The organism is Streptomyces hydrogenans, assembly GCF_014656075.1.
Lineage (GTDB): Bacteria > Actinomycetota > Actinomycetes > Streptomycetales > Streptomycetaceae > Streptomyces > Streptomyces hydrogenans.
In genome coordinates this window covers 1-17,470 of the sequence record NZ_BNBS01000149.1, presented here as the reverse complement: position 1 = coordinate 17,470, position 17,470 = coordinate 1, and the positions used below count along the sequence as shown (strand labels likewise).

Sequence of the window (17,470 nt, the reverse complement as noted above, 5' to 3'; positions counted from 1 at the left end):
CTCGCGGCGGGCCGCCGCGGCGGCGAGCGCCGACGCGGCCTCTCGGTCCGCCGTCTCCACGGCGATCCGGATCAGCCGGACGATCACGGTCTCGCCGGTCATGCCGAGGGCCGCCTGGGCGAGCAGGCGGGCGGGGCCGCGCAGTCCGCCGAAGCGGTTCACCCGTCCGCTGTCGGCGCAGACGTCGGTGACCGGGTCGAACGGGTATCCGTCGGCCTCGGCCTCCGCGGTGGAGAGGTAGAAGAGCTGTACGGGGGTCCGGTGCAGCACCGTGATCTCCGGGGCCTCGGTGCGGCCCACGAGTTCCGGCGACCGCAGCAGGAGTCCGGCCACCGACCAGGCGCTGTGCGCGCCGCCGACGATCACGACGCGGCCGTCTCGCGCCACCGCGTCGACCAGCCGGGCCGGCATGTCCTTGCGGCGGTCGACGAGGCTCTCGCTGTGGCAGACCTTGTCCGCGTACGCGCCGAGCGACAGGCCGGACGTCAACTCCTGGGTCGCGTAGCCCGTCAGAGGCGTGCCGCCCATGGCCAGGTCGACCCGGTCGGCGAGGAACTCCAGGGACGAGCCGTCCTCGGCGAGCGCCGTGACGACCGCGCCGTCACCGCCCTCCCGCAGGGTGACCCGGTGGACCGAGGCGCGGGTGACGACCCGGCAGCGGGGGTGCCCGGCGAGGAGCGCGACCACGCGGTCGCCGACCCGGCGCAGGAAGGCCGCCACGACGGACAGCGGCGGGTACTCGTCCGCGTGGCGTCGCAGCTCGTGGGTCTCCTCCGCGTCCCGCAGCGGCAGGAAGGCGTCGCCGTCGAAGGCGTCGAGCGCGTCGAGGAACTCCAGGAAGGCCCCACCCAGAGAATTGGCCGGAATACGGTAATGCGCTATTCCGCCGGGCCCTACGAGATCCGGCTCGACGAGCAGGATCCCGGAATCGAGGAATTCTTGCAGCTGCCCCCGGCGTGCGGCGGCGATGACCGGTCCGATGACGGCCGGACCGCCACCGCAGAATGCCACACCAAAACGCTCCGCCGGAGCTTCGGTCGTTAATCTCATCGGCGCCGCGGAGGTGTGCTTCAGCGAAGAAATGATCTGCCGTCCCCGTGTATGGGTGCGCCGAAACGGCGACACCAAATGTTTGCCGATCAGCCAACCTATAGACACCTTCCAGCCTCCTCAAGATCGTTCCGCGATCTGAGACGCCGTCTCGAATGCGGCTGATTCCCCCTGCTTCACCCGCACTTGACCCCCTCTGTCAGGGCAAACGGAAGACACCTGCCCCCATACGGGCACGGCGAGAAAACGGGGCACAGCGGGAGGCCCGGGGTATTCCTCACCGGATGGACATGATGGATTCGAGCGGGGGCCGCACCCCCGTCCCACCTGCGAAGACGACAGGCCGCACCACCGTCGAACCGCCCGAGGGAACATAAATGGCGCGGACGGTATGTAGAATATTCGGCCATGACATACGGCAGCTCTTACGACCGTCTGGTGCTCTGGGACATCGACTTCACCCTGCTGAATCCAGGAGGATTCGGCAGGACCGCCATGTTGACGGCGTTCGAAGAACTCTTCGGTTTCCCCATGGAGGCGGACGTCCCCGGCCACGGGCGTACCGACCGGGCGATTCTCACCGACTTCCTGGAGCACGGCGGGATTCCCGTGGAGCGCGTCGGGGACCTCCGGCGCAGGGCCGCGGAGGTCGCCGAGGCACGGGCGGCGGAATTCACCTCGGGCGGCGGGCAGCCGCTCGACACCGCGGACCGCGCGCTCGCCGCGCTGGCGGCCCTTCCCGGCACGGTGCAGTCCGTCCTGACCGGCAATCTCCGGCGCATCGGCATGGTCAAGCTGTCGGCCGTCGGGCTGAGGGACCACCTCGACCTGGAGGTCGCCTCCTTCGGCGACGACCACCTCGTCCGGGCCGAACTCGTCGAGGTGTCCCGCGAGCGCGCGGCCGCGCGCCACGGCGGCGCGGACGCCGGCGCGGTGGTGCTCGTCGGCGACACCCCGCTCGACGTCGAGGCGGCCCTCGCCGCCGGCGCCCGCGCCGTCGGCGTCGCCACCGCCGCCTACTCCGAGGCCGACCTCGCGGCCGCGGGCGCCCACGCCGTCGTACCGGACCTGCGCGACGCCGCCGCCCTGGCGAAGGCCGTCGAGTCCGTGACGCCGCGCTCCTGACCGGCCTCGGCCGCCCCCGCGTGCCGGTTCCGGAGATTCGCCGAAGCGGCGGACCGGGGAGTCCCGGACCGCCGGCGCCTTCCAGCCCGCGACCGTGACGAGCACAAGTGGCCCTGTCGGCGACCCCGGCCACGCCGTCCGCCCCCGAATCGGCCGTCGAGCCCCTCCGTCGACTCCTGGCCACGCCCGGCCGGCACCGCGCGCTGCCGGTCCTGCCGGTCCTGCCGGGGCTCGCCCCCGAAGTGGTCACGGGCGTCCGGGACATCGCCGTGGCCCGCCTTCGGGCGTGCGGAGACTCCGGGGCACTCCGAGCGGCGGTGCGGCCCGGTCAGGGCGCGGGGGTCGGGCCTCCCGGACGGAAGCGCTCGACTCCGACGATGTGGCGCACCTTGACCGGTCGGACGATGACGGCGACGCGCCGCTCACCCGGCATGATCCACTCGTAGCGGTCGGCGCCCAGGTACTTGCGGGCCATGCGGTCCATGCGCTCGTGCGCCTCGGGGCCCTCGACGAAGCGGGACACGACGCCGCTGATCTGGACGCGGTCGAGGGGGTTCGCGGTGTCCGCGTGCGAGAGGTAGACGCGCGGATCGCGGCGCAGGTTCTCCTCCTTGACCCGCCCCACGGAGGTGTTGAACGACAGTTCGCCGTCCCCTTCCAGGTCCACCCACATCGGGCTGACCTGTGGCGCCCCGTCCGCGAACACCGTCCCGACGTACCAGATGTGGGCGGCGCGCAGGCGGGCACGGACGGCTTCGTCGAGAGTCGCGGTCATTTCTGGAGGCTAGCGGCCGTGACGCCGCCGCGCGGCGCTTCCGCCGGACACGCCCGGTCCCGCGCGTCCGCGGGAACGCCTCAGCGCGCCCGGCCGTCGCCATGCCGGGCGGTGCGGTGCGGGATGGGCGGTGCCCTGCCGGACGGTGCCACGCCGTGCCGTGCGTGCCGGGCCGGGCCGGGCGGGACATGCCTGCCGTGCCGTGCGGGACATACCGCCCGGCGCCCGGCCGTGTCCGGTCTCGTCGGGCAGGACCGCAGGTAAAGCGCGGGAAAACTCCTCCTGGCGGGCCTGCGGTTCCCGTACGCCGCGTTCGCGCCGTCTTATCGCGCCGTTGACGCCCGGCAGCCCCGCCGAGCCGGTGCCGAACGACGGATTCCGCAGCCATCAGGCCATTGACCTGCAGGTTCCGTAAGGGCTTCCATGCAGCCCGGGAGCCACGGACACCACACCCCTCACATCACCGGCCGCCTCGGAGGCGATACCGCTCCCCCTCGGAAACACCGCACGCATCGATCGGAACCGCCTGATGACCGACACCCTCAGCGCACCACACGCCCTGGCCCCTCAGACCGGCCCCGTGCCACAGAAACTCAAGCGTTCCATCGGTGTCGTCGGCGGCACCCTCCTGACGCTCTCGTGCGTCACGCCGGCCTCGACGCTCTTCGTGGTCGTCCCCGACCTGTTCGGCAGCGTCGGCACCTTCACGGCCCTCACGATCGCGATCGGCTCGCTGCTCTGCGTCGGCGTGGCCTTCGTCTACTCCGAGCTCGGCACCCTCATCCCCAGCGCGGGCGGCGAGTACGCGATGGTGTCCACTCTGGCCGGGCGCCTCGCGGGCTGGCTGGTCTTCGTCCTGTCGCTGCTGGTGGAGAAGACCGTGCCGCCGGTGATCGCCATGGGCACCGCGGACTACCTGGCGCCGCTCGTGCACGTCCCGGCGCCGCTCGCCGGTGCGGGCGTCATGCTCCTCGCGACCCTCGCCGGTCTGCTCGACCTGCGGGCCAACGCCTGGATCACCGGAGTCTTCCTGGTCCTTGAGGTCATCGCGACGGGCGTCGTCGCCGTCCTCGGCTCCACCCACGCGCAGCGCGGCGCCGGATCCCTCCTCCACGGCCAGGTCGCGGGCGAGAACGGCACGCACTCGCTGGTGACGGCCGCCCTCGTCGTCTCCGGTCTGGCGATCGCGCTCTTCATCACCCAGGGCTTCTCGACGGCCGTCTACCTCTCCGAGGAACTGGAGAACCCGCGCCGCAACGTCGCCCGCACCGTGCTGGCGACCCTCGCCATCTCGACCGCCGTCATCCTCGTGCCCGTCATCGCGATCACCCTCGGCGCCGACGACGTGGCGGCGCTCACCGGCGGCGACCTCAGCGGCATGATCACCGCCTGGTCCAACTCCGCCGTCGGCACCTTCATCAGCCTCTGCGTCGCGCTCGCGATCATCAACGCCGGCATCGTGATGGTCATCCAGAACTCCCGCGTGCTGTTCGCCTCCGCCCGCGACAAGGCGTGGCCCGAGCCGGTCAACAACGCCCTGTCCCGCCTCGGCCGCTTCGGCTCCCCGTGGGTGGCGACCCTGGTCGTGGGCGTCCCGGGCGCGGCCCTCTGTTTCGTCAACCTCGACACCCTGTACGGCGTCACCGGCGTCTCCGTCACCGGCATGTACCTGCTCGTCTCCGTGGCGGCCCTCTTCAGTCGCCGCGGCGCCCACCGCACGGTGCCCGCCTGGCGCATGCCGCTGTGGCCGGCGATCCCGGTCGTGCTGATCGTCGTCCTCCTGTACGTCCTGTCCATGCAGGACACGGAGTACCTGCTGTGGAACGGCGGCATCACGGCGGTCGCCACGCTGTACTGGGTGCTCTACCTGCGCCCGCGCCAGGAGACCCGCTGGCTGGTCAGCGTCCCCGAGGACGAGCAGCACGTCTGACGGTCCGCCGGGACGTGCGCCCACGGGCGGCGCGCCCTACCCGACGACCGCACCCGTCCCGTAGTCTCCTCCGGCCCCACGCGCGGTGCGCGCGGGGCCGGAGGAGGTGGAGCGGATGACGACGGCGTACGCGGAGCGGATGGGTCTGCGGACCGGTCAGACCGTGGTGGAGATCGGCCGGGACGACGACACCGATCCCGCGATACGGGACGACATCCGGCGGGTCACCGGCAGCGCGCCGCTGGACGAGTGCTCCGCGGCGGTCCGGGCGGACGCCGTCCTGTACTGGTGGCGCGAGGGCGACGGCGACCTCGCGAGCGAGCTGACGGAGGCCGTCGAGGCGCTGTCCGACGAGGGCGCGGTCTGGCTGCTCACCCCGAAGCCGCGCCACCCGGGTCACACACCGGCCCCCGACGTCATCGAGGCCGCCGGCGACGCGGACCTCCACCGCACGGCCGAGGCCGACCTCGGCGCCTGGACCGGCCACCGCCTCGCCCGACGGCCGGCCGACCCGCACTCCCCGTGACGCTTCGTACGGCGGCCTCGGAGCCCCTCCTCGGAGACCGGTTCAGCCGTAGCGGCCCGGGGGTGCTCCGCGGAGACCGGTTCAGCCGCGCGGCGCGGCCCTGAGGTGCGGGGCGGCCTCCGTCGCGGTGAAGGCGGAGGCGAAGGTGAAGGCGCGGGGCGACGATCCGTGCGCGCGCAGGTCCGCCAGCCGCTCCAGGGACTCGGCGACGGTCGGGACGTGACCGGCGGGGACCCACCACAGGACCAGGTGCGCCTCGACGTGCCGTGCGAACCAGTCGCGCCGCCGCCGCATCACCTCCAGGTGCCCACTGCGGTAGGCGAAGTCCCACAGTGCCTCCTGGCTCTCCCACACGCTCAGGTTGACGATGACGTCCTCCCCCGCGGGGCGCAGGCCGGTGGCGTCGGGCGTCCCCTCCTCCACGAGCCGCCACACGAAGCCGGGCGCTCCGTCGGCGGCGGCGTTGACCGGATCGAGCATCTCGACGAACGGCGCCATGCGGGGGTCGTCGAGGGGGTACAGCATCGTCGCCACGTTGAGCTGGGCGAGGTGGGCGGCGGGTTCGGGCGACGCGGACGGCACGGTCGGCACGGGTGAGGTCATGCCCTCATCCCAACACGACGGCCATTTCTATGTCAATCAATGTTGTTTTTAGAAGCCTCGACCACCACGCAGCACTCCCCCGGGCGCGCGTCCATGCGGGCGCGGACGGACCCGTCCGCGCCGAGCAGCCCTTCCAGCAGCGCGAGGTTCATGCCGCAGACCAGGGGCGGGAAGCGCTCGGCGACGGCGTGGAAGGGGCAGTTGCGCATCCGGATGACGCTCGCGGGGGCGTCGACATCCCCGCCGGGCTCACCCTCGGACCCTTCGACGGGCGGTTCGACGGACGGTTCGAGGTGCGGTTCGTACCCTCGGGCCGCCAGCGTCGCCATGACCTCCGCGAGGCCGCCGCAGGGCGCGGCCGCGCCGCGCAGGGCCTCGCCCCGGCGGCGTGCGGCGGCACGGAGCCCGGTGTCCAGACCGGCCAGCTCGGCGGCCTCCGCGAGCAGTTCGGCGGCGGTGCGGTAGTCGCGGGCGGGCAGCGAGACCGAACGCTCGCCCTTCGCCCGCGTGTACACCTTGGCGGGGCGGCCCGCCCCCGGCCCCGAACGCCCCGTCAGGCGTCGACTGCCGCTCTCCAGCAGTCCGGCCTCCGTCAGCCGGTCCAGATGGTGCGCGGCGAGCGTGCGCGCCACCCCCGCGGCCTCCGCCGCCTCGTTGCGTCCGACCTCACGGCCCTGCGCCGCCACGTACTCGTACAGGCGGCGGCGCACCGGATCCTGGAGCACCGCGATCGCGTCGATGTCCTCCATCGGGCCATTCTAATGACAACAGGGATTGGAGATAGAAAGGCGCCCGGCGCTCTCACGGCCCACTGAACCCGGTCGCCCAGGCGACCGGGGCCTCCGCGTGTCCCGCGAGCGGGCGCGAGCGTCGCCACGGTTCGCGCGCGACCGTGGCCGGGGACGACAGGCCCAGGGCCGGGTCGTCCCGGCCGTCGGCCAGGTGGTCGAGCCAGCGCTCGTACCAGCCGAGGAAGTCCCGGGCCGAGGAGACGTTCGGCGGCAGGAACCCGGACGCGTTGCCGGTGACGACTCGGCCGGTCAGCGGTCCGGTCACGGCGACGAGGCACAGGTCGGAGCAGCCCCTCTCCACGACGTGGAGGAACAGATCGCCGCGCGGGGCGTCCGGGTGGTGGGCGTGCGTGAATCCCCGTGGACCGCCGTCCGCCGGCTTCGGGTTCATCGTGTACAGCCGGCACGCCTCCAGCGGGAGGAGCCCGTGGAAGGGGCCGGCACCGCTGCCGCCGAGTTCGGTGAGGAAGGTCCGGTAGGCGGCGGGCAGTTCGACGTGGTGCTCCGCCTCGAAGGCGTCGGCCTCCGCGGGCCGGACGCGCGGGCCGAGACGGAAGCCGTGCCGCTCCCCGCACACGGAGTGGGCGCGCCGCGTGTTGTACGGCATGCTCGCCAGCTTGGAACGGATGCGGGACGTGCGGGGCGTGCGGAGGACCCGGGGTGCGCGGGAGGTGCGCGGGGTGCGGGAGTCCATCGATGGATCTCTTCTCTCGTCCCCGGGATCCTACCGATCGCCGGGGCCCGGCGGGGCCCCGGCGACGCGGTCACTGGGACCGGGTGGAGAGGCTCACGCCGCTGAAGTCCTGCGCGGCGGCGAGGCTGAAGTAGACCCAGCCGGAGGGCGGGTTGTCGATGGTGAGGGTCTCGCCGTTGCCCGTGTGGGTGGACTTGGCCTGGTAGTTGCCGGTGGTGGCCCAGGTGCCGCCGCCGTAGTACAGGTCGGCGTTGCCGCTGCCGCCGGTGCTGGTGATCGTCAGCCGGCTGACGCCGGCGGGCAGGTACACGAAGTGGTAGCTGTAGTTGCCCGCGGACGCGGCCAGGCCGTCGCGGCGGCAGTTCTGGTCGAACTGGCGCGGGTCGGCGAGGGTGCAGAGCGGCGTGGGCGCGGCGGTCGAGGCGTCCGGCAGCGGGCCGCAGTCGGCGGTGGCGCAGGTGGTCGTCAGCCAGGTGGCGAAGTCAGCGTCGTAGCGGGTGCCGATGGTCTGCTTGAGGAAGGTGCGGGCTCCGGCCCAGTCACCCGTGCGGTAGGCGCCGAGCACGGTCTCGATGTCGGCGGGGTGCTTCTGGAGCATGTAGCGGACCGCGAGCCAGCCCCAGCGGTAGACGCGGTTCGAGTTGACCTCGGGGTCCTCCTCCTGGCCGTAGACGGTGTCGAAGAGCTGGCTGAGCGCGTAGGTCTTCCGGCCGGCCTCGGCGATGGCGTCGGCGTTGCGCTCGCCCCGGTAGCCGTACGAGATGTTCTCGGCGATGCCCTCGACCCACCAGATGGTCGGCGTGGTCATGCCGGCCTCGAAGTCGCCGTACATGTTGTAGCGCCCGTTGAGGTAGTGGGTGTACTCGTGGTTGAGGTTCCAGATCTCGAAGGACGGGCGCAGCCAGCTGGCCTCGTGGGCGATGAAGCGGGCCTGGTTGCCGGGGACGGCCGGGTTGCCCTCCTCGTACATGCCGCCGTTGTCGACGTCGATGTTGTAGATGGCCCAGGCGTACAGCGCGTACTGGGTGTAGTCGTCGAAGGCGACGACCTCCAGGTTCGTGTTCACGTCGCCCGGGATCGCGCCCTTGTCGCCGATGATCCGGTGGAAGTAGGCGTCCTGGCCGGCCAGGCTCGTACAGGTGCTCGCCAGCTGGGCGGGGGACATGTCCTGGGCGCGGATCTTCAGCTCCGGCGTACAGGAGTGCTGGATCGGCAGGACGGCGGGCAGGACGCGCTCGCCCAGGTCGCAGATGGCGTAGGCCGCGCAGTTGCCCCGGTCGTACTGGCGGGTGTACCAGCCGAGGTTCATGGTGATCGGCGCGGTGGGGCCGACGTTCGGGTAGCGGTTGATCAGGTCCTTCAGCAGCGGCCGGACCCGGTCCTTGAGCTCCGGGACGTCGAGGGCGTGGCCGAGGTGGCGGCCGACGTTGCTGACGACGTCGAGGCGGTTGAGCTCGGCGCCGTTGCGGGTGATGAATCCGGCCCAGGTGTCGAGGATGGCGGGGTCTGCCTTGAGGGCGGCCCGCCAGCCGCGTCCGTCGTCCTTGGCCTTGAAGCCGTTCTCGACGACCCATTCGACGTGCTGCATGGCGAGGTTCATCTGGCCGGGCCACGTGCCGTCGTAGCCGCCGAGCATCCACTTCACGACGCCGGCGTACCGGCCCGCCTCGTGGGTGCTGTCGATCAGCGTGACGACCTCGTTGAGGATCTCGCCGTTGGCGTCGGTGACGTCCTTGCTGCGCGGGGAGGCGAAGAAGGCGTCCAGCGCGCCGCGCGCCGCGCCCTGCAGCGCGGTGCCGTACTCGCCGACGGCGTCGGCGTTGTTGTCCTGCACGTAGTACCCGGCGCGCAGGAACATCACGAGCTGGCCGGTGGAGGCGCGGTTGTCGCCCGCGTACGAGGCGGAGTCGTCGCGCAGCGCGTTGGCCACGGTCACCATCTGGGCCTCGCGGAACGCCTTCCGCGCGTTCTCCCCGGTGAGGTTGAACAGCGGGTAGGTGCAGGTGATCTGCGGAAGCGCCTTGAGCTGCTGGACCAGCGCGCCGCCGGTGGCGTCGACGACCCCGGAGAGGTCACCGCACGCGTCGGCGGTGACGGCGGCCGAGGACTCCTGCCGCTGCTTCTGCTGCTTGCTCGCCTTCGCGACGGGCGGCGCGGGCGCGGGACCGGACTCCTCGGTGCCGTCCTGCGAGGAGAGCCGGAACCGCGGGTTGCTGCTGATGGCATGGGGCGACTTGGGGACCGGGATCGACCGCAGGGCCGATCCGGGGGCCGAGGACGAGGCCGAACTCCCGGCCGTGGCGGGGTCGGTGACCGGTGCGGCGGCCTGGCTCTGCGGCGCGAACAGACCGAGCGACATGCAGACGGCGGCGCCGAGCACGGGAAGTCTTCGCGCGCGGGTCTTCGATATCCGGAAGGGGGGACGCATCTGTGGGGGCCTCCGGGGCCGTTGAGGGCACGTGCGGGAACACACGACCCATTGACATGTGACGTGTAAAATTTCACATGTCGCATTGTTCGGGAAGACCTCGGACGAGATTTCTCGGCCACCGGCCTCAAACCGCTCCGGAGCGGCCCCCGATGCCGCGGCACACGGCCACGAAACGGACGCGCCGTCCGCGAACGTCTCCGCGACGAAAGGGAGTCGAGGTGACGGAGACGGTGCGGGAGCGCGGCCCGGGCGGGCGTCAGACCCGGGTCGTACGGCTCCGGCGGCGATGTGCGCCGGAGGGTGGACGCGGAGCCCGGGGCCGGAGCCGTAGCGTCAGCGGCATGAACAAGCTGACCCGGGCGGCCGCCGGCGGGCTCCTCGCCGCCGCGATCGCGTTACCGGCGGCCACCACCGCCACCGCGGCCACGAACTCCACGACCTTCGCGACCACGCTCCCCGCGGCCTCCGGCACTCCCGCCGCGGACCGGCCGGCCGACCGGGAGCCGCTGCGGCTTCCCGCCCCCACCGGACCGTACGGGGTGGGGAGTTCCGTCCTGCACCTCGTGGACCGCTCCCGCACCGACCCCTGGGTGCCGGAGGCCGACGGCCGACAGCTCATGGTCACCCTGCACTACCCCGCGGCCCGCCCCGCGACCGGCGGACACACGCCGGGCCGCCCCGCCCCGTACTCCACCCGGGAGGAGGCGCGGCTGCTGCTGGAGGCCATCCAGGTCGACGACCCGTCGTCCGTGACGAAGTTGGCCCGGATCCCGGCGCACAGCGCCGTCGACGTACGCCCCGCCCCGGGGCGGCACCCGCTGGTGGTGCTCTCTCCCGGCTTCGGAATGCCGCGGTTCACCCTCACCGCTCTCGCCGTGGACCTCGCCTCCCGGGGTTACGTCGGCGCCTCGCTCGACCACGCCTACGAGTCGTACGGCACCTCGGTGCCCGGCGGGACCGCGCTGACCTGCGTCGCCTGCGAGATCATGGAGGAGAGCGGCGGCACCAAGGGCCCGGTGGTGACCGCGGCCCGTGCGGCCGACACCCGGTTCGTCCTGGACCGGCTGACGGGCCCCCGGCCCGCCTGGCGGTACGCGGGCACGATCGACCGGGAGCGGATCGGGATGGCCGGCCACTCCGTCGGCGGAGCGAGCGCCGCCACCGCCATGGCCGGTGACCGGCGGATCGACGCCGGGGTGAACATGGACGGCACCTTCTGGGACGCGCTGCCCTCCGACGGACTCGGTGGACGTCCGTTCCTGCTGCTGGGCGCCGACGAGTACCACCGGCCGGGTGCCGGGGACACGTCGTGGGACTCCACGTGGGCGGGCCTGAGCGGGCCTCGCCACTGGCTGACGGTCGGCGGCGCCGACCACCTCGGATTCACCGACGCGCCCGTGCTCCTCGGCCACTTCGGGATACCGGGCGGCACCCTCGCGACCGAGCGCGCGGTGGCCGTCACCCGCACCTACGTCGCGGCCTTCTTCGACGCGTACCTGCGGGACGAGGACCAGCCGCTCCTCGACGGCCCGGACCCGTCGAACCCGGAGGTCCGCTTCCACCGTCCCTGAGCCGGGGGCGACACCCGCACCCGGTAACGGAGTTCACCGGTGCGACCCCATGCGGCGTTCGAACTAGTGTGGGGCCGTGCGTGTGTTGCTGGTGGAAGACGACGAGCCGGTCGCGGAGTCCCTGCGGCGCGGCCTGCTGCGGTACGGCTTCACGGTCGAGTGGGTCACCATGGCGACGGCGGCGCTGGCCGCCACCACGCCGTACGACCTGATCCTGCTCGACCTCGGCCTCCCCGACACCGACGGCCTCGACGTGTGCCGGGCGCTGCGGCGGCGCGGCGACGTGCCGATCATCGTGATCAGCGCCCGCAGCGACGAGACCGACCGGGTCGTCGGCCTGGAGATCGGCGCCGACGACTACGTGTCCAAGCCCTTCGGGGTGCGGGAGGTCATCGCCCGGATCCGGGCCGTCATGCGACGGGCGCGGCCTGCCGAGCAGCCCTCGGGGCCCCAGCGGTACGGCGCCCGGCTGAGCGTCGACCGCAAGGCGGCCCGGGTGTGGCTGGACGGCGCCGAGGTGCCGCTCACGCCCAAGGAGTACGACCTGCTCGCGTTCCTCACCGAGGAGCCCGGCGCCCTGATGTCGCGCGAGCAGATCATGGAGGCCGTCTGGGACGCCAACTGGTTCGGCCCGACCAAGACGCTGGACGTGCACGTGGCGGCGCTGCGGCGGAAACTGGCCGGGGCGGTGACCGTCGAGGCGGTCCGCGGCGTGGGCTTCCGGCTGCTCGTGGAGCCCGTGGGCCGCCCGTGATCCGGCGCCTCATCGTCAGCTACGTGGCCCTCGTCGGCGTCGCGCTCGCCGCGTTCACCGTACCGGTCGCCTTCACCCTGACCTCCCAACTCCGGGGTGACACCGAGGAGTCCGTGCTCCGCGAGGCCACCACGATGGCGCTGCTCCTCGGGGACGGCGACGCGCCGGCCCGGGAGGCGCTCGCCCGGATGGCGGGGGCGTACGCGGACGAGACGCCGGGAACGGTGGAGGTGGCGGCGGCCGACGGCAGGAGCGCGATGCCGCCGCTCCCCCTGACGGCACGGCCTCACGACGCGGCCTTCGGCGACGCGCTGGAGCGCGGCCGGACCACCGTCGACTGGGGGTCCCGGTTCGTCTGGGGTCCCGAACTGGTCATCACGGTCCCGGCGTACGCGCGCGGTGAGGTGACCGGTGGGGCAGAGGGCGACGACGACGGTGGCGCGGCGGAGAGCGGCGACGGGGAAGGCGAAACCGGGGAGGCGGCCGGTGTGGCCGGTGCGCCCGGTGAGGCGGTCGGCTGGACCGTTGAGGCCGATGACGCCGACGACGGCGGTCAGGCCGTGGGGAGCGCCGGTCCCGCGGACCGGATCGTCGGGGCCGTGCGCGTCCGGTACGCGACCGCCGACCTCACCGGCCGGCTGTGGCGGATCTGGGGGTTCCGGGCGATCCTCGCGGTCGGGCTGCTCGCCGACGCCGCCAAACTCGCCGCGATCGTGGCCCGGCTGCTCACCAAGCCCCTGCGCCAGCTCAACGACATGGCGAGCCGGTTCGGCGACGGCGATCTCACGGCCCGCTCCCCCGTCACCGGCCCCCAGGAGACCCGGACCCTGGCCCGCACGCTCAACCAGGGAGCGGAACGGCTCGACACCCTGGTCGCCTCCCAGCGCATCTTCGTCGCGGACGCCTCGCACCAGCTGCGTACCCCGCTGACGGCGCTGCGCCTCTCCCTGGACAACATCGCGGACGGGGTGGACGACGAGTTCGTCCGCGAGGACGTCGAGCAGGCCACCGCGGAGGTCGTGCGGATGAGCCGGCTGGTCAGCGGCCTGTTGGTGCTCGCGCGCGCCGAGGCCAAGGTGTCCGCGCCGGAACCGCTGGCGCTGCGGGAGCTGGTCGAGGAGCGGCTGAAGGTCTGGCGCCCGGCCGCCGACGAGCGCGGGGTGACGATCGTCCTCACCGGCGACGCCGACGCCCGGGCCCGCGTGCTGGCCGGCGCGGGCAACCTCGACCAGGTCCTCGACAACGTCCTCTCCAACGCCCTGGAGGTCTCTCCGGACCGGGGGACGATCACCGTACGGGTGGAGACCGGCGGCCCGGAGGAGGCCGTCCTGGAGGTCATCGACCAGGGCCCCGGCATGTCCGCCGCCGAACAGGCCCGGGCCTTCGACCGGTTCTGGCGCGGTCAGGGGCTGACGGGCCGCTCGGGCTCCGGTCTGGGGCTCGCCATCGTCAAGCAGCTCGTCACCGACGACGGCGGGACGGTGACCCTCCGGGACGCGCCCGGCGGCGGACTGTGCGTACGGATCGGCCTGCGGACCGTGGGCGACGGGGCCCGGTGGATCAGCCCTCGGCCGGGAGCACCGAGGAGTGGTGGTTGACGATCAGCCAGGTGCCGCCGCGCTTCTCGTACACGTAGGTGTAGCGGGCGTCCACCGGCTTGGTGACGCCGGTCGCCGGGTCGGTGAGGTGGAAGCGGTACACCCCGGCGTCGATCGCCGAGTCGGCGTCCAGGACCTCGATCTCGGTCCGGAGCTTCTCGCCCCACGGCTTCTTCCGCAGGAAGTGCGTGAAGTAGTCGGCTATCGCCGCGTGGTCGGTGCGGATGCGCGGGGAGGCGGTCGGCAGCAGGACGGCGTCCTCGGCGTACAGGTCCGTGACCCGCTCGGCGTCGCCCGAGCGCAGCGCGGCGTTCCAGCGGTCGAACAGCGCGGCGATCTCCCGCTCCCCGGGGCCGGCCCGCCTGCTGTCCTCCTCACCGCCCCGCGCCACGCCGACCCCGGCGGCGACGGTGCCCAGGGTCGCCACGGCGAGGCCGCCGGCGAGAACGGCGCGGGTACGGGACATTCGCTTCATCGGTGACTCCTGCGTCAGGGGATTTCCGCCGCACACGGTGGTGTGCGGGCGGGTGTCACTCTGACCGCGCGCCGTACAGCGCCCGTGCAGGGGACGTACAACTGACGTGCAGGACTGGACCAAGACCGGGAAGACCCGGGCCACTTCCGGGAAGGGCCGGACCAAGACCCCGTGAGGGGGCCGGGGAGGGACGAGTAGGGCCGGACCAAGACCCCGGGAAGAGCCGGAGAAGTCCGAGAAGGCCGAGAAGTCCGAGCCCCGGGCGGGAAGAGCCGGAGAAGACCGGACGGGGGACGGAAGACGGGGCCGTCTGTCCCCGTCGTCCGGATCGTCCCGTGAGATCCTCGGGGACATGAACGACAGCGAAGGCGGCTCGGAGGCGGCGGCAGCCGTCGAGGCCCATGTGCGCGAATTCTTCGCCGGCCACGAGATCACGGTCGAGGACGACGCTCCGGGCGGGTCGCGTCCGGCGGCGGGGCACGGTCAGGGACCGGGTCCGAGGATCCTCACGGTCGGCCCGGGGCCGCGTGCCGACAGTTGGGCCTACGTCACGGCGGGCTGCTGGGCGTCCACGGCCGACGGCGACGGTCAGGGCATCGAGTTCGTCCTCACCGCGCCGGTCCGGGACGAACGCTTCGCGGAGCTTCTGCGCGCGACCGCCGCCTACCACGACGCACACCACCTGGACGTCGAGCACAGTCTGCCCATCGGGGAGCCGTGGCTGCCCGGTTCCGCGTGCGACCACCTGCTCATCAGCCTGCCCTACCTCCACGGCCCCGAGCTGGAGCACTGCCCGGTGCCGGGCGGTCACGCGCGCGTCCTGTGGGCCCTGCCGGTCACCGCGGCCGAGATGGACTACCGCCGCGAGCACGGCAACGAGGCCCTGGAGCGGCTCTTCGACGAGCACGCGATCCTCCCGAACGACCCGAAGCGCCCGTCCGTCGTCTGACGCCCGCCCCGGCGCCGTACGATCCACGGGTCCGCTCCACCGCCCCCGCGCGCCCTACGTGGGGGACGGGGCCGGCCGACGGGAGGAGATCGCGGTGGAACGACGCAAGCTGATCGGGATCGGCGTCGGCGCCGGTGTGGCGGCCCTGCCCGCCTGGTGGGCGCTGCGGTGGGCCGCGGGCGGGACGGGCGACGAGCGAGGCGTAGGCGACTGGCACACCGAGACCGCTCCCCTTGAGCGGGCGTTCCCGGCGCTCGGCCCGCTCACCGACGCCCGGTGGGTGAGCAGCCGGGACAACGACCGGGACCTGCCCTCCCCCGAACTCGTGATCTCGGGCTACGCCCGCCTCGCACCGGGGAAGCTCGCCGAGCTGACGAAGGCCCACTCCTTCGTGTCCGCGGGTCCCGCGAAGGGCTTCTCCTCGTGGTTCGAGAAGCCGCTCCAGGGCGAGGGGCCGGAGCAGCCCCAGTGGATCCGGTCGCGGGAACTCGACCGCGAGGAAGACGGCCACCGCACGAACCTGTGGTTCGACCGCGCGAGCGACACGGTCCGCTTCTGGGCCCTCGACCCGCACGGCTGAGGGTCGCCCCCGGCTCCGAGGAGAACGGCCACGCCCGGGCCTGCGCCACGGGGCCGACGAGAGCTCCTGTCACAGGCGGGTGGCAGGCTGGGCGCGTGCTGATCGAGGGATACGAGAGCGCCCCGCTCGTCGCCGGGGACGAGTTGACGGGCCTGCCCGGGTTCTGGGCCGCCTATCTGCTGTGGATGTGCCGGACCGAGGAGAACCCACCGGAGCCGTCCTGGTTCGGCGCGGACGAGGCCGACACCGACGCGGCGTACGAGGCCCTGGCCGACGAGACGCGCTGGCCTGTCTTCCGCATCCCGTTCTCCGACGGCCACAGCGTCCTCGTCGTGGGCCGCAATGTCGCGGACGAACCGGGCACCGAATATGTCGTCGCCCACCCCGCATGGGACCGGCGGGGCCACCTGGCCACCATCGACGGCCACCACGCCGGCCCGGGACTGTCGTGGCGCGAACTCACGCACATCGCCGGCACGCCCGACCCCGAGGCCCCCGGCATCCAGGCTCCGCACGTCCGCCTGCTGCTCCTGCTCCCGGTGCTCGGCGACAGCGACCTGCCCGGCGACGCGGCCGCGTTCCTCGGCGACGCGCTCGTGCGGGCGGGCGTCCCGGAGGACTCGGCACCTCGGCTGGCCGAGAACCTCCTCCAGGACCATCCGCTGTGGGAGGCGGCGGAGTGGGCCGAGCCCTCCCCCTCCCCGCTCTCCGGAGCCGAGCCGCTCCTCCCCGGAATCCTGCACTGCGACCAGCCCGGCAGCCCGCGCTGCGGAAGGAACCTCGCCCAGGGGATCGGCCCGGAACACCACGCCCGTCTGGCCCGGGCGCTCGGCACCCTCCCCGCGCCCCGACGGACCGCTCCGGGCGTCGCGAGCAACCGCGCTGACGGGGACGCGGCGTGCGGACCCGCCTCCATCTGAACGGCTCCCGGGAGCCGCGGGGCGAGCAGATCGCCGCCGCGTGCGAAGGCGCCCTGGCCCTGGTGGCGGCGGGCCTCGCGCGGCGGCGGTGAGGTCGCGGCGCATAGGATCACCCGCATGCCGCCCGTCGCCGGACGGGCGCCGGATCCAGTGGGGTGACGGGACGATGTGGCCGCGGGTCGACGGGATGCGCGCGATGGAGCTCGGCTCCCCGGGCGCGATGCGGGACGAGCTCAACTCCCTGGTCCTGGCCGGGGCCAAGACCGCCACGACCGGTCTGCTCGACGAGTGCGCCCAGGAGGCCGAGGGCCTCGAGTACGCCGGTGAGCGACAGGCCCTGCTGGACAACGAGGGCCGGCGCATCGCCACCCTGGTGTTCACCGGCGTGGACGTGCGGCCCTTCGGCGAGGTCGGCTGGGAGCACGCCGAGGCCGAGGGCGAGGGCGACGCGTCCCTCGACGCCTGGCGCGAGGTGCACCGGCGCTTCTGGGCCGGGGCGGGCACGCCGGTCGAGGACGACACCATGGTGGTCTGTCTCGCCTTCCGGGTGGCGGCGGACGGCTGAGCCGTAGGCGAGCGTCCCGCGCACCGGTCGAGGACTGCCGGGCGGCGCGCCCGCACCCTCCCCGCTTCACCTCTCGACGAAGCGGCCCTGTTGCCATCTCGTTAACACTTCACTTCTTGACGGCAAAGCGGAA

At 73.1% G+C, this 17,470-nt stretch carries 17 protein-coding genes; 10 read left to right on the top strand and 7 right to left on the bottom strand.

The window, feature by feature from the left end; genetic code table 11:
• On the bottom strand, positions 1-1,011 hold a 1,011-nt coding region (locus tag IE321_RS36445), incomplete at its 3' end, for a Rossmann-fold NAD(P)-binding domain-containing protein (protein ID WP_190226065.1).
• Between the two features lie 447 nt (positions 1,012-1,458).
• Between IE321_RS36445 and IE321_RS36440 the strand changes: the two genes are divergently transcribed.
• Complete coding sequence (locus tag IE321_RS36440; protein ID WP_190226064.1) at positions 1,459-2,175, top strand: HAD hydrolase-like protein; 717 nt, start codon at positions 1,459-1,461, stop codon at positions 2,173-2,175.
• Between the two features lie 328 nt (positions 2,176-2,503).
• Here IE321_RS36440 and IE321_RS36435 read toward each other — a convergent pair whose 3' ends face one another.
• Positions 2,504-2,950, bottom strand: a complete 447-nt coding sequence (locus IE321_RS36435) for a TIGR03618 family F420-dependent PPOX class oxidoreductase (protein WP_043224384.1) — start codon at positions 2,948-2,950, stop codon at positions 2,504-2,506.
• A 529-nt stretch (positions 2,951-3,479) separates the two neighbouring features.
• On the opposite strand from IE321_RS36435, the gene IE321_RS36430 reads away from it, so the two are divergent.
• Entirely contained in the window at positions 3,480-4,880 is a 1,401-nt protein-coding gene (locus IE321_RS36430) for an APC family permease (protein WP_190226063.1), read from the top strand.
• A 115-nt stretch (positions 4,881-4,995) separates the two neighbouring features.
• The gene (locus IE321_RS36425; RefSeq protein WP_190226062.1) at positions 4,996-5,406 is read left to right on the top strand and encodes a DUF3052 family protein; all 411 of its coding nucleotides are present in this window, start codon (positions 4,996-4,998) and stop codon (positions 5,404-5,406) included.
• Between the two features lie 81 nt (positions 5,407-5,487).
• Here the strand turns inward: IE321_RS36425 and IE321_RS36420 are convergent, their stop codons facing one another.
• From IE321_RS36420 to IE321_RS36405, 4 genes are all read right to left on the bottom strand, one after another.
• Positions 5,488-6,009 (bottom strand): DUF3291 domain-containing protein, encoded by a 522-nt coding sequence (locus IE321_RS36420; protein ID WP_190226061.1) that lies wholly within the window; start codon positions 6,007-6,009, stop codon positions 5,488-5,490.
• A gap of 32 nt (positions 6,010-6,041) precedes the next feature.
• On the bottom strand, positions 6,042-6,758 hold the full coding sequence (locus IE321_RS36415) for a helix-turn-helix transcriptional regulator (RefSeq protein WP_190226060.1): 717 nt from the start codon (positions 6,756-6,758) through the stop codon (positions 6,042-6,044).
• Between the two features lie 52 nt (positions 6,759-6,810).
• The gene (locus IE321_RS36410; RefSeq protein WP_229916715.1) at positions 6,811-7,494 is read right to left on the bottom strand and encodes an SMI1/KNR4 family protein; all 684 of its coding nucleotides are present in this window, start codon (positions 7,492-7,494) and stop codon (positions 6,811-6,813) included.
• 70 nt (positions 7,495-7,564) lie between these two features.
• The gene (locus IE321_RS36405; RefSeq protein WP_229916713.1) at positions 7,565-9,922 is read right to left on the bottom strand and encodes a M9 family metallopeptidase; all 2,358 of its coding nucleotides are present in this window, start codon (positions 9,920-9,922) and stop codon (positions 7,565-7,567) included.
• Positions 9,923-10,266: 344 nt separating this feature from the next.
• On the opposite strand from IE321_RS36405, the gene IE321_RS36400 reads away from it, so the two are divergent.
• The 3 genes from IE321_RS36400 (at position 10,267) to IE321_RS42505 (ending at position 13,848) form a co-directional block, all read left to right on the top strand.
• Positions 10,267-11,496 (top strand): alpha/beta hydrolase family protein, encoded by a 1,230-nt coding sequence (locus IE321_RS36400; protein ID WP_190226059.1) that lies wholly within the window; start codon positions 10,267-10,269, stop codon positions 11,494-11,496.
• A 76-nt stretch (positions 11,497-11,572) separates the two neighbouring features.
• A complete protein-coding gene (locus IE321_RS36395; protein ID WP_190226058.1) occupies positions 11,573-12,250 on the top strand; it encodes a response regulator transcription factor in 678 nt (225 codons plus the stop codon).
• A complete protein-coding gene (locus tag IE321_RS42505) occupies positions 12,247-13,848 on the top strand; it encodes a sensor histidine kinase (RefSeq protein ID WP_229916711.1) in 1,602 nt (533 codons plus the stop codon). Before IE321_RS36395 ends, IE321_RS42505 begins: the two co-directional genes overlap by 4 nt.
• Here the strand turns inward: IE321_RS42505 and IE321_RS36380 are convergent.
• Positions 13,811-14,323, bottom strand: a complete 513-nt coding sequence (locus IE321_RS36380) for an SgcJ/EcaC family oxidoreductase (protein WP_043224394.1) — start codon at positions 14,321-14,323, stop codon at positions 13,811-13,813. The two genes, IE321_RS42505 and IE321_RS36380, sit on opposite strands and share 38 nt — an antisense overlap.
• 352 nt (positions 14,324-14,675) lie before the next feature.
• Between IE321_RS36380 and IE321_RS36375 the strand changes: the two genes are divergently transcribed.
• The 4 genes from IE321_RS36375 to IE321_RS36360 all read left to right on the top strand — a co-directional run bounded on the left by IE321_RS36375 (position 14,676) and on the right by IE321_RS36360 (position 17,337).
• Positions 14,676-15,272, top strand: a complete 597-nt coding sequence (locus tag IE321_RS36375; RefSeq protein ID WP_190226057.1) for a suppressor of fused domain protein — start codon at positions 14,676-14,678, stop codon at positions 15,270-15,272.
• Positions 15,273-15,366: 94 nt separating this feature from the next.
• A complete protein-coding gene (locus IE321_RS36370) occupies positions 15,367-15,852 on the top strand; it encodes a hypothetical protein (RefSeq protein ID WP_229916709.1) in 486 nt (161 codons plus the stop codon).
• 95 nt (positions 15,853-15,947) lie between these two features.
• Complete coding sequence (locus IE321_RS36365; protein ID WP_229916708.1) at positions 15,948-16,772, top strand: hypothetical protein; 825 nt, start codon at positions 15,948-15,950, stop codon at positions 16,770-16,772.
• 187 nt (positions 16,773-16,959) lie between these two features.
• Positions 16,960-17,337 carry an ASCH domain-containing protein gene (locus IE321_RS36360; RefSeq protein ID WP_229916707.1) on the top strand — a complete coding sequence of 126 codons (378 nt, stop codon included), beginning with the start codon at positions 16,960-16,962 and terminating at the stop codon, positions 17,335-17,337.
• Positions 17,338-17,470 lie beyond the last annotated feature (133 nt).

What these genes read in the sequence shown, in the direction of transcription:
- IE321_RS36380 (WP_043224394.1), bottom strand. Translation starts at nt 14,323, where the DNA reads ATGAAGCGAATGTCCCGTACCCGCGCCGTTCTCGCCGGCGGCCTCGCC.
- IE321_RS36430 (WP_190226063.1), top strand. Translation starts at nt 3,480, where the DNA reads ATGACCGACACCCTCAGCGCACCACACGCCCTGGCCCCTCAGACCGGC.
- IE321_RS36360 (WP_229916707.1), top strand. Translation starts at nt 16,960, where the DNA reads ATGCGCGCGATGGAGCTCGGCTCCCCGGGCGCGATGCGGGACGAGCTC.
- IE321_RS36400 (WP_190226059.1), top strand. Translation starts at nt 10,267, where the DNA reads ATGAACAAGCTGACCCGGGCGGCCGCCGGCGGGCTCCTCGCCGCCGCG.
- IE321_RS36420 (WP_190226061.1), bottom strand. Translation starts at nt 6,009, where the DNA reads ATGACCTCACCCGTGCCGACCGTGCCGTCCGCGTCGCCCGAACCCGCC.
- IE321_RS36405 (WP_229916713.1), bottom strand. Translation starts at nt 9,922, where the DNA reads ATGCGTCCCCCCTTCCGGATATCGAAGACCCGCGCGCGAAGACTTCCC.
- IE321_RS36415 (WP_190226060.1), bottom strand. Translation starts at nt 6,758, where the DNA reads ATGGAGGACATCGACGCGATCGCGGTGCTCCAGGATCCGGTGCGCCGC.
- IE321_RS36375 (WP_190226057.1), top strand. Translation starts at nt 14,676, where the DNA reads ATGAACGACAGCGAAGGCGGCTCGGAGGCGGCGGCAGCCGTCGAGGCC.
- IE321_RS36410 (WP_229916715.1), bottom strand. Translation starts at nt 7,494, where the DNA reads ATGGACTCCCGCACCCCGCGCACCTCCCGCGCACCCCGGGTCCTCCGC.
- IE321_RS36435 (WP_043224384.1), bottom strand. Translation starts at nt 2,950, where the DNA reads ATGACCGCGACTCTCGACGAAGCCGTCCGTGCCCGCCTGCGCGCCGCC.
- IE321_RS36440 (WP_190226064.1), top strand. Translation starts at nt 1,459, where the DNA reads ATGACATACGGCAGCTCTTACGACCGTCTGGTGCTCTGGGACATCGAC.
- IE321_RS36425 (WP_190226062.1), top strand. Translation starts at nt 4,996, where the DNA reads ATGACGACGGCGTACGCGGAGCGGATGGGTCTGCGGACCGGTCAGACC.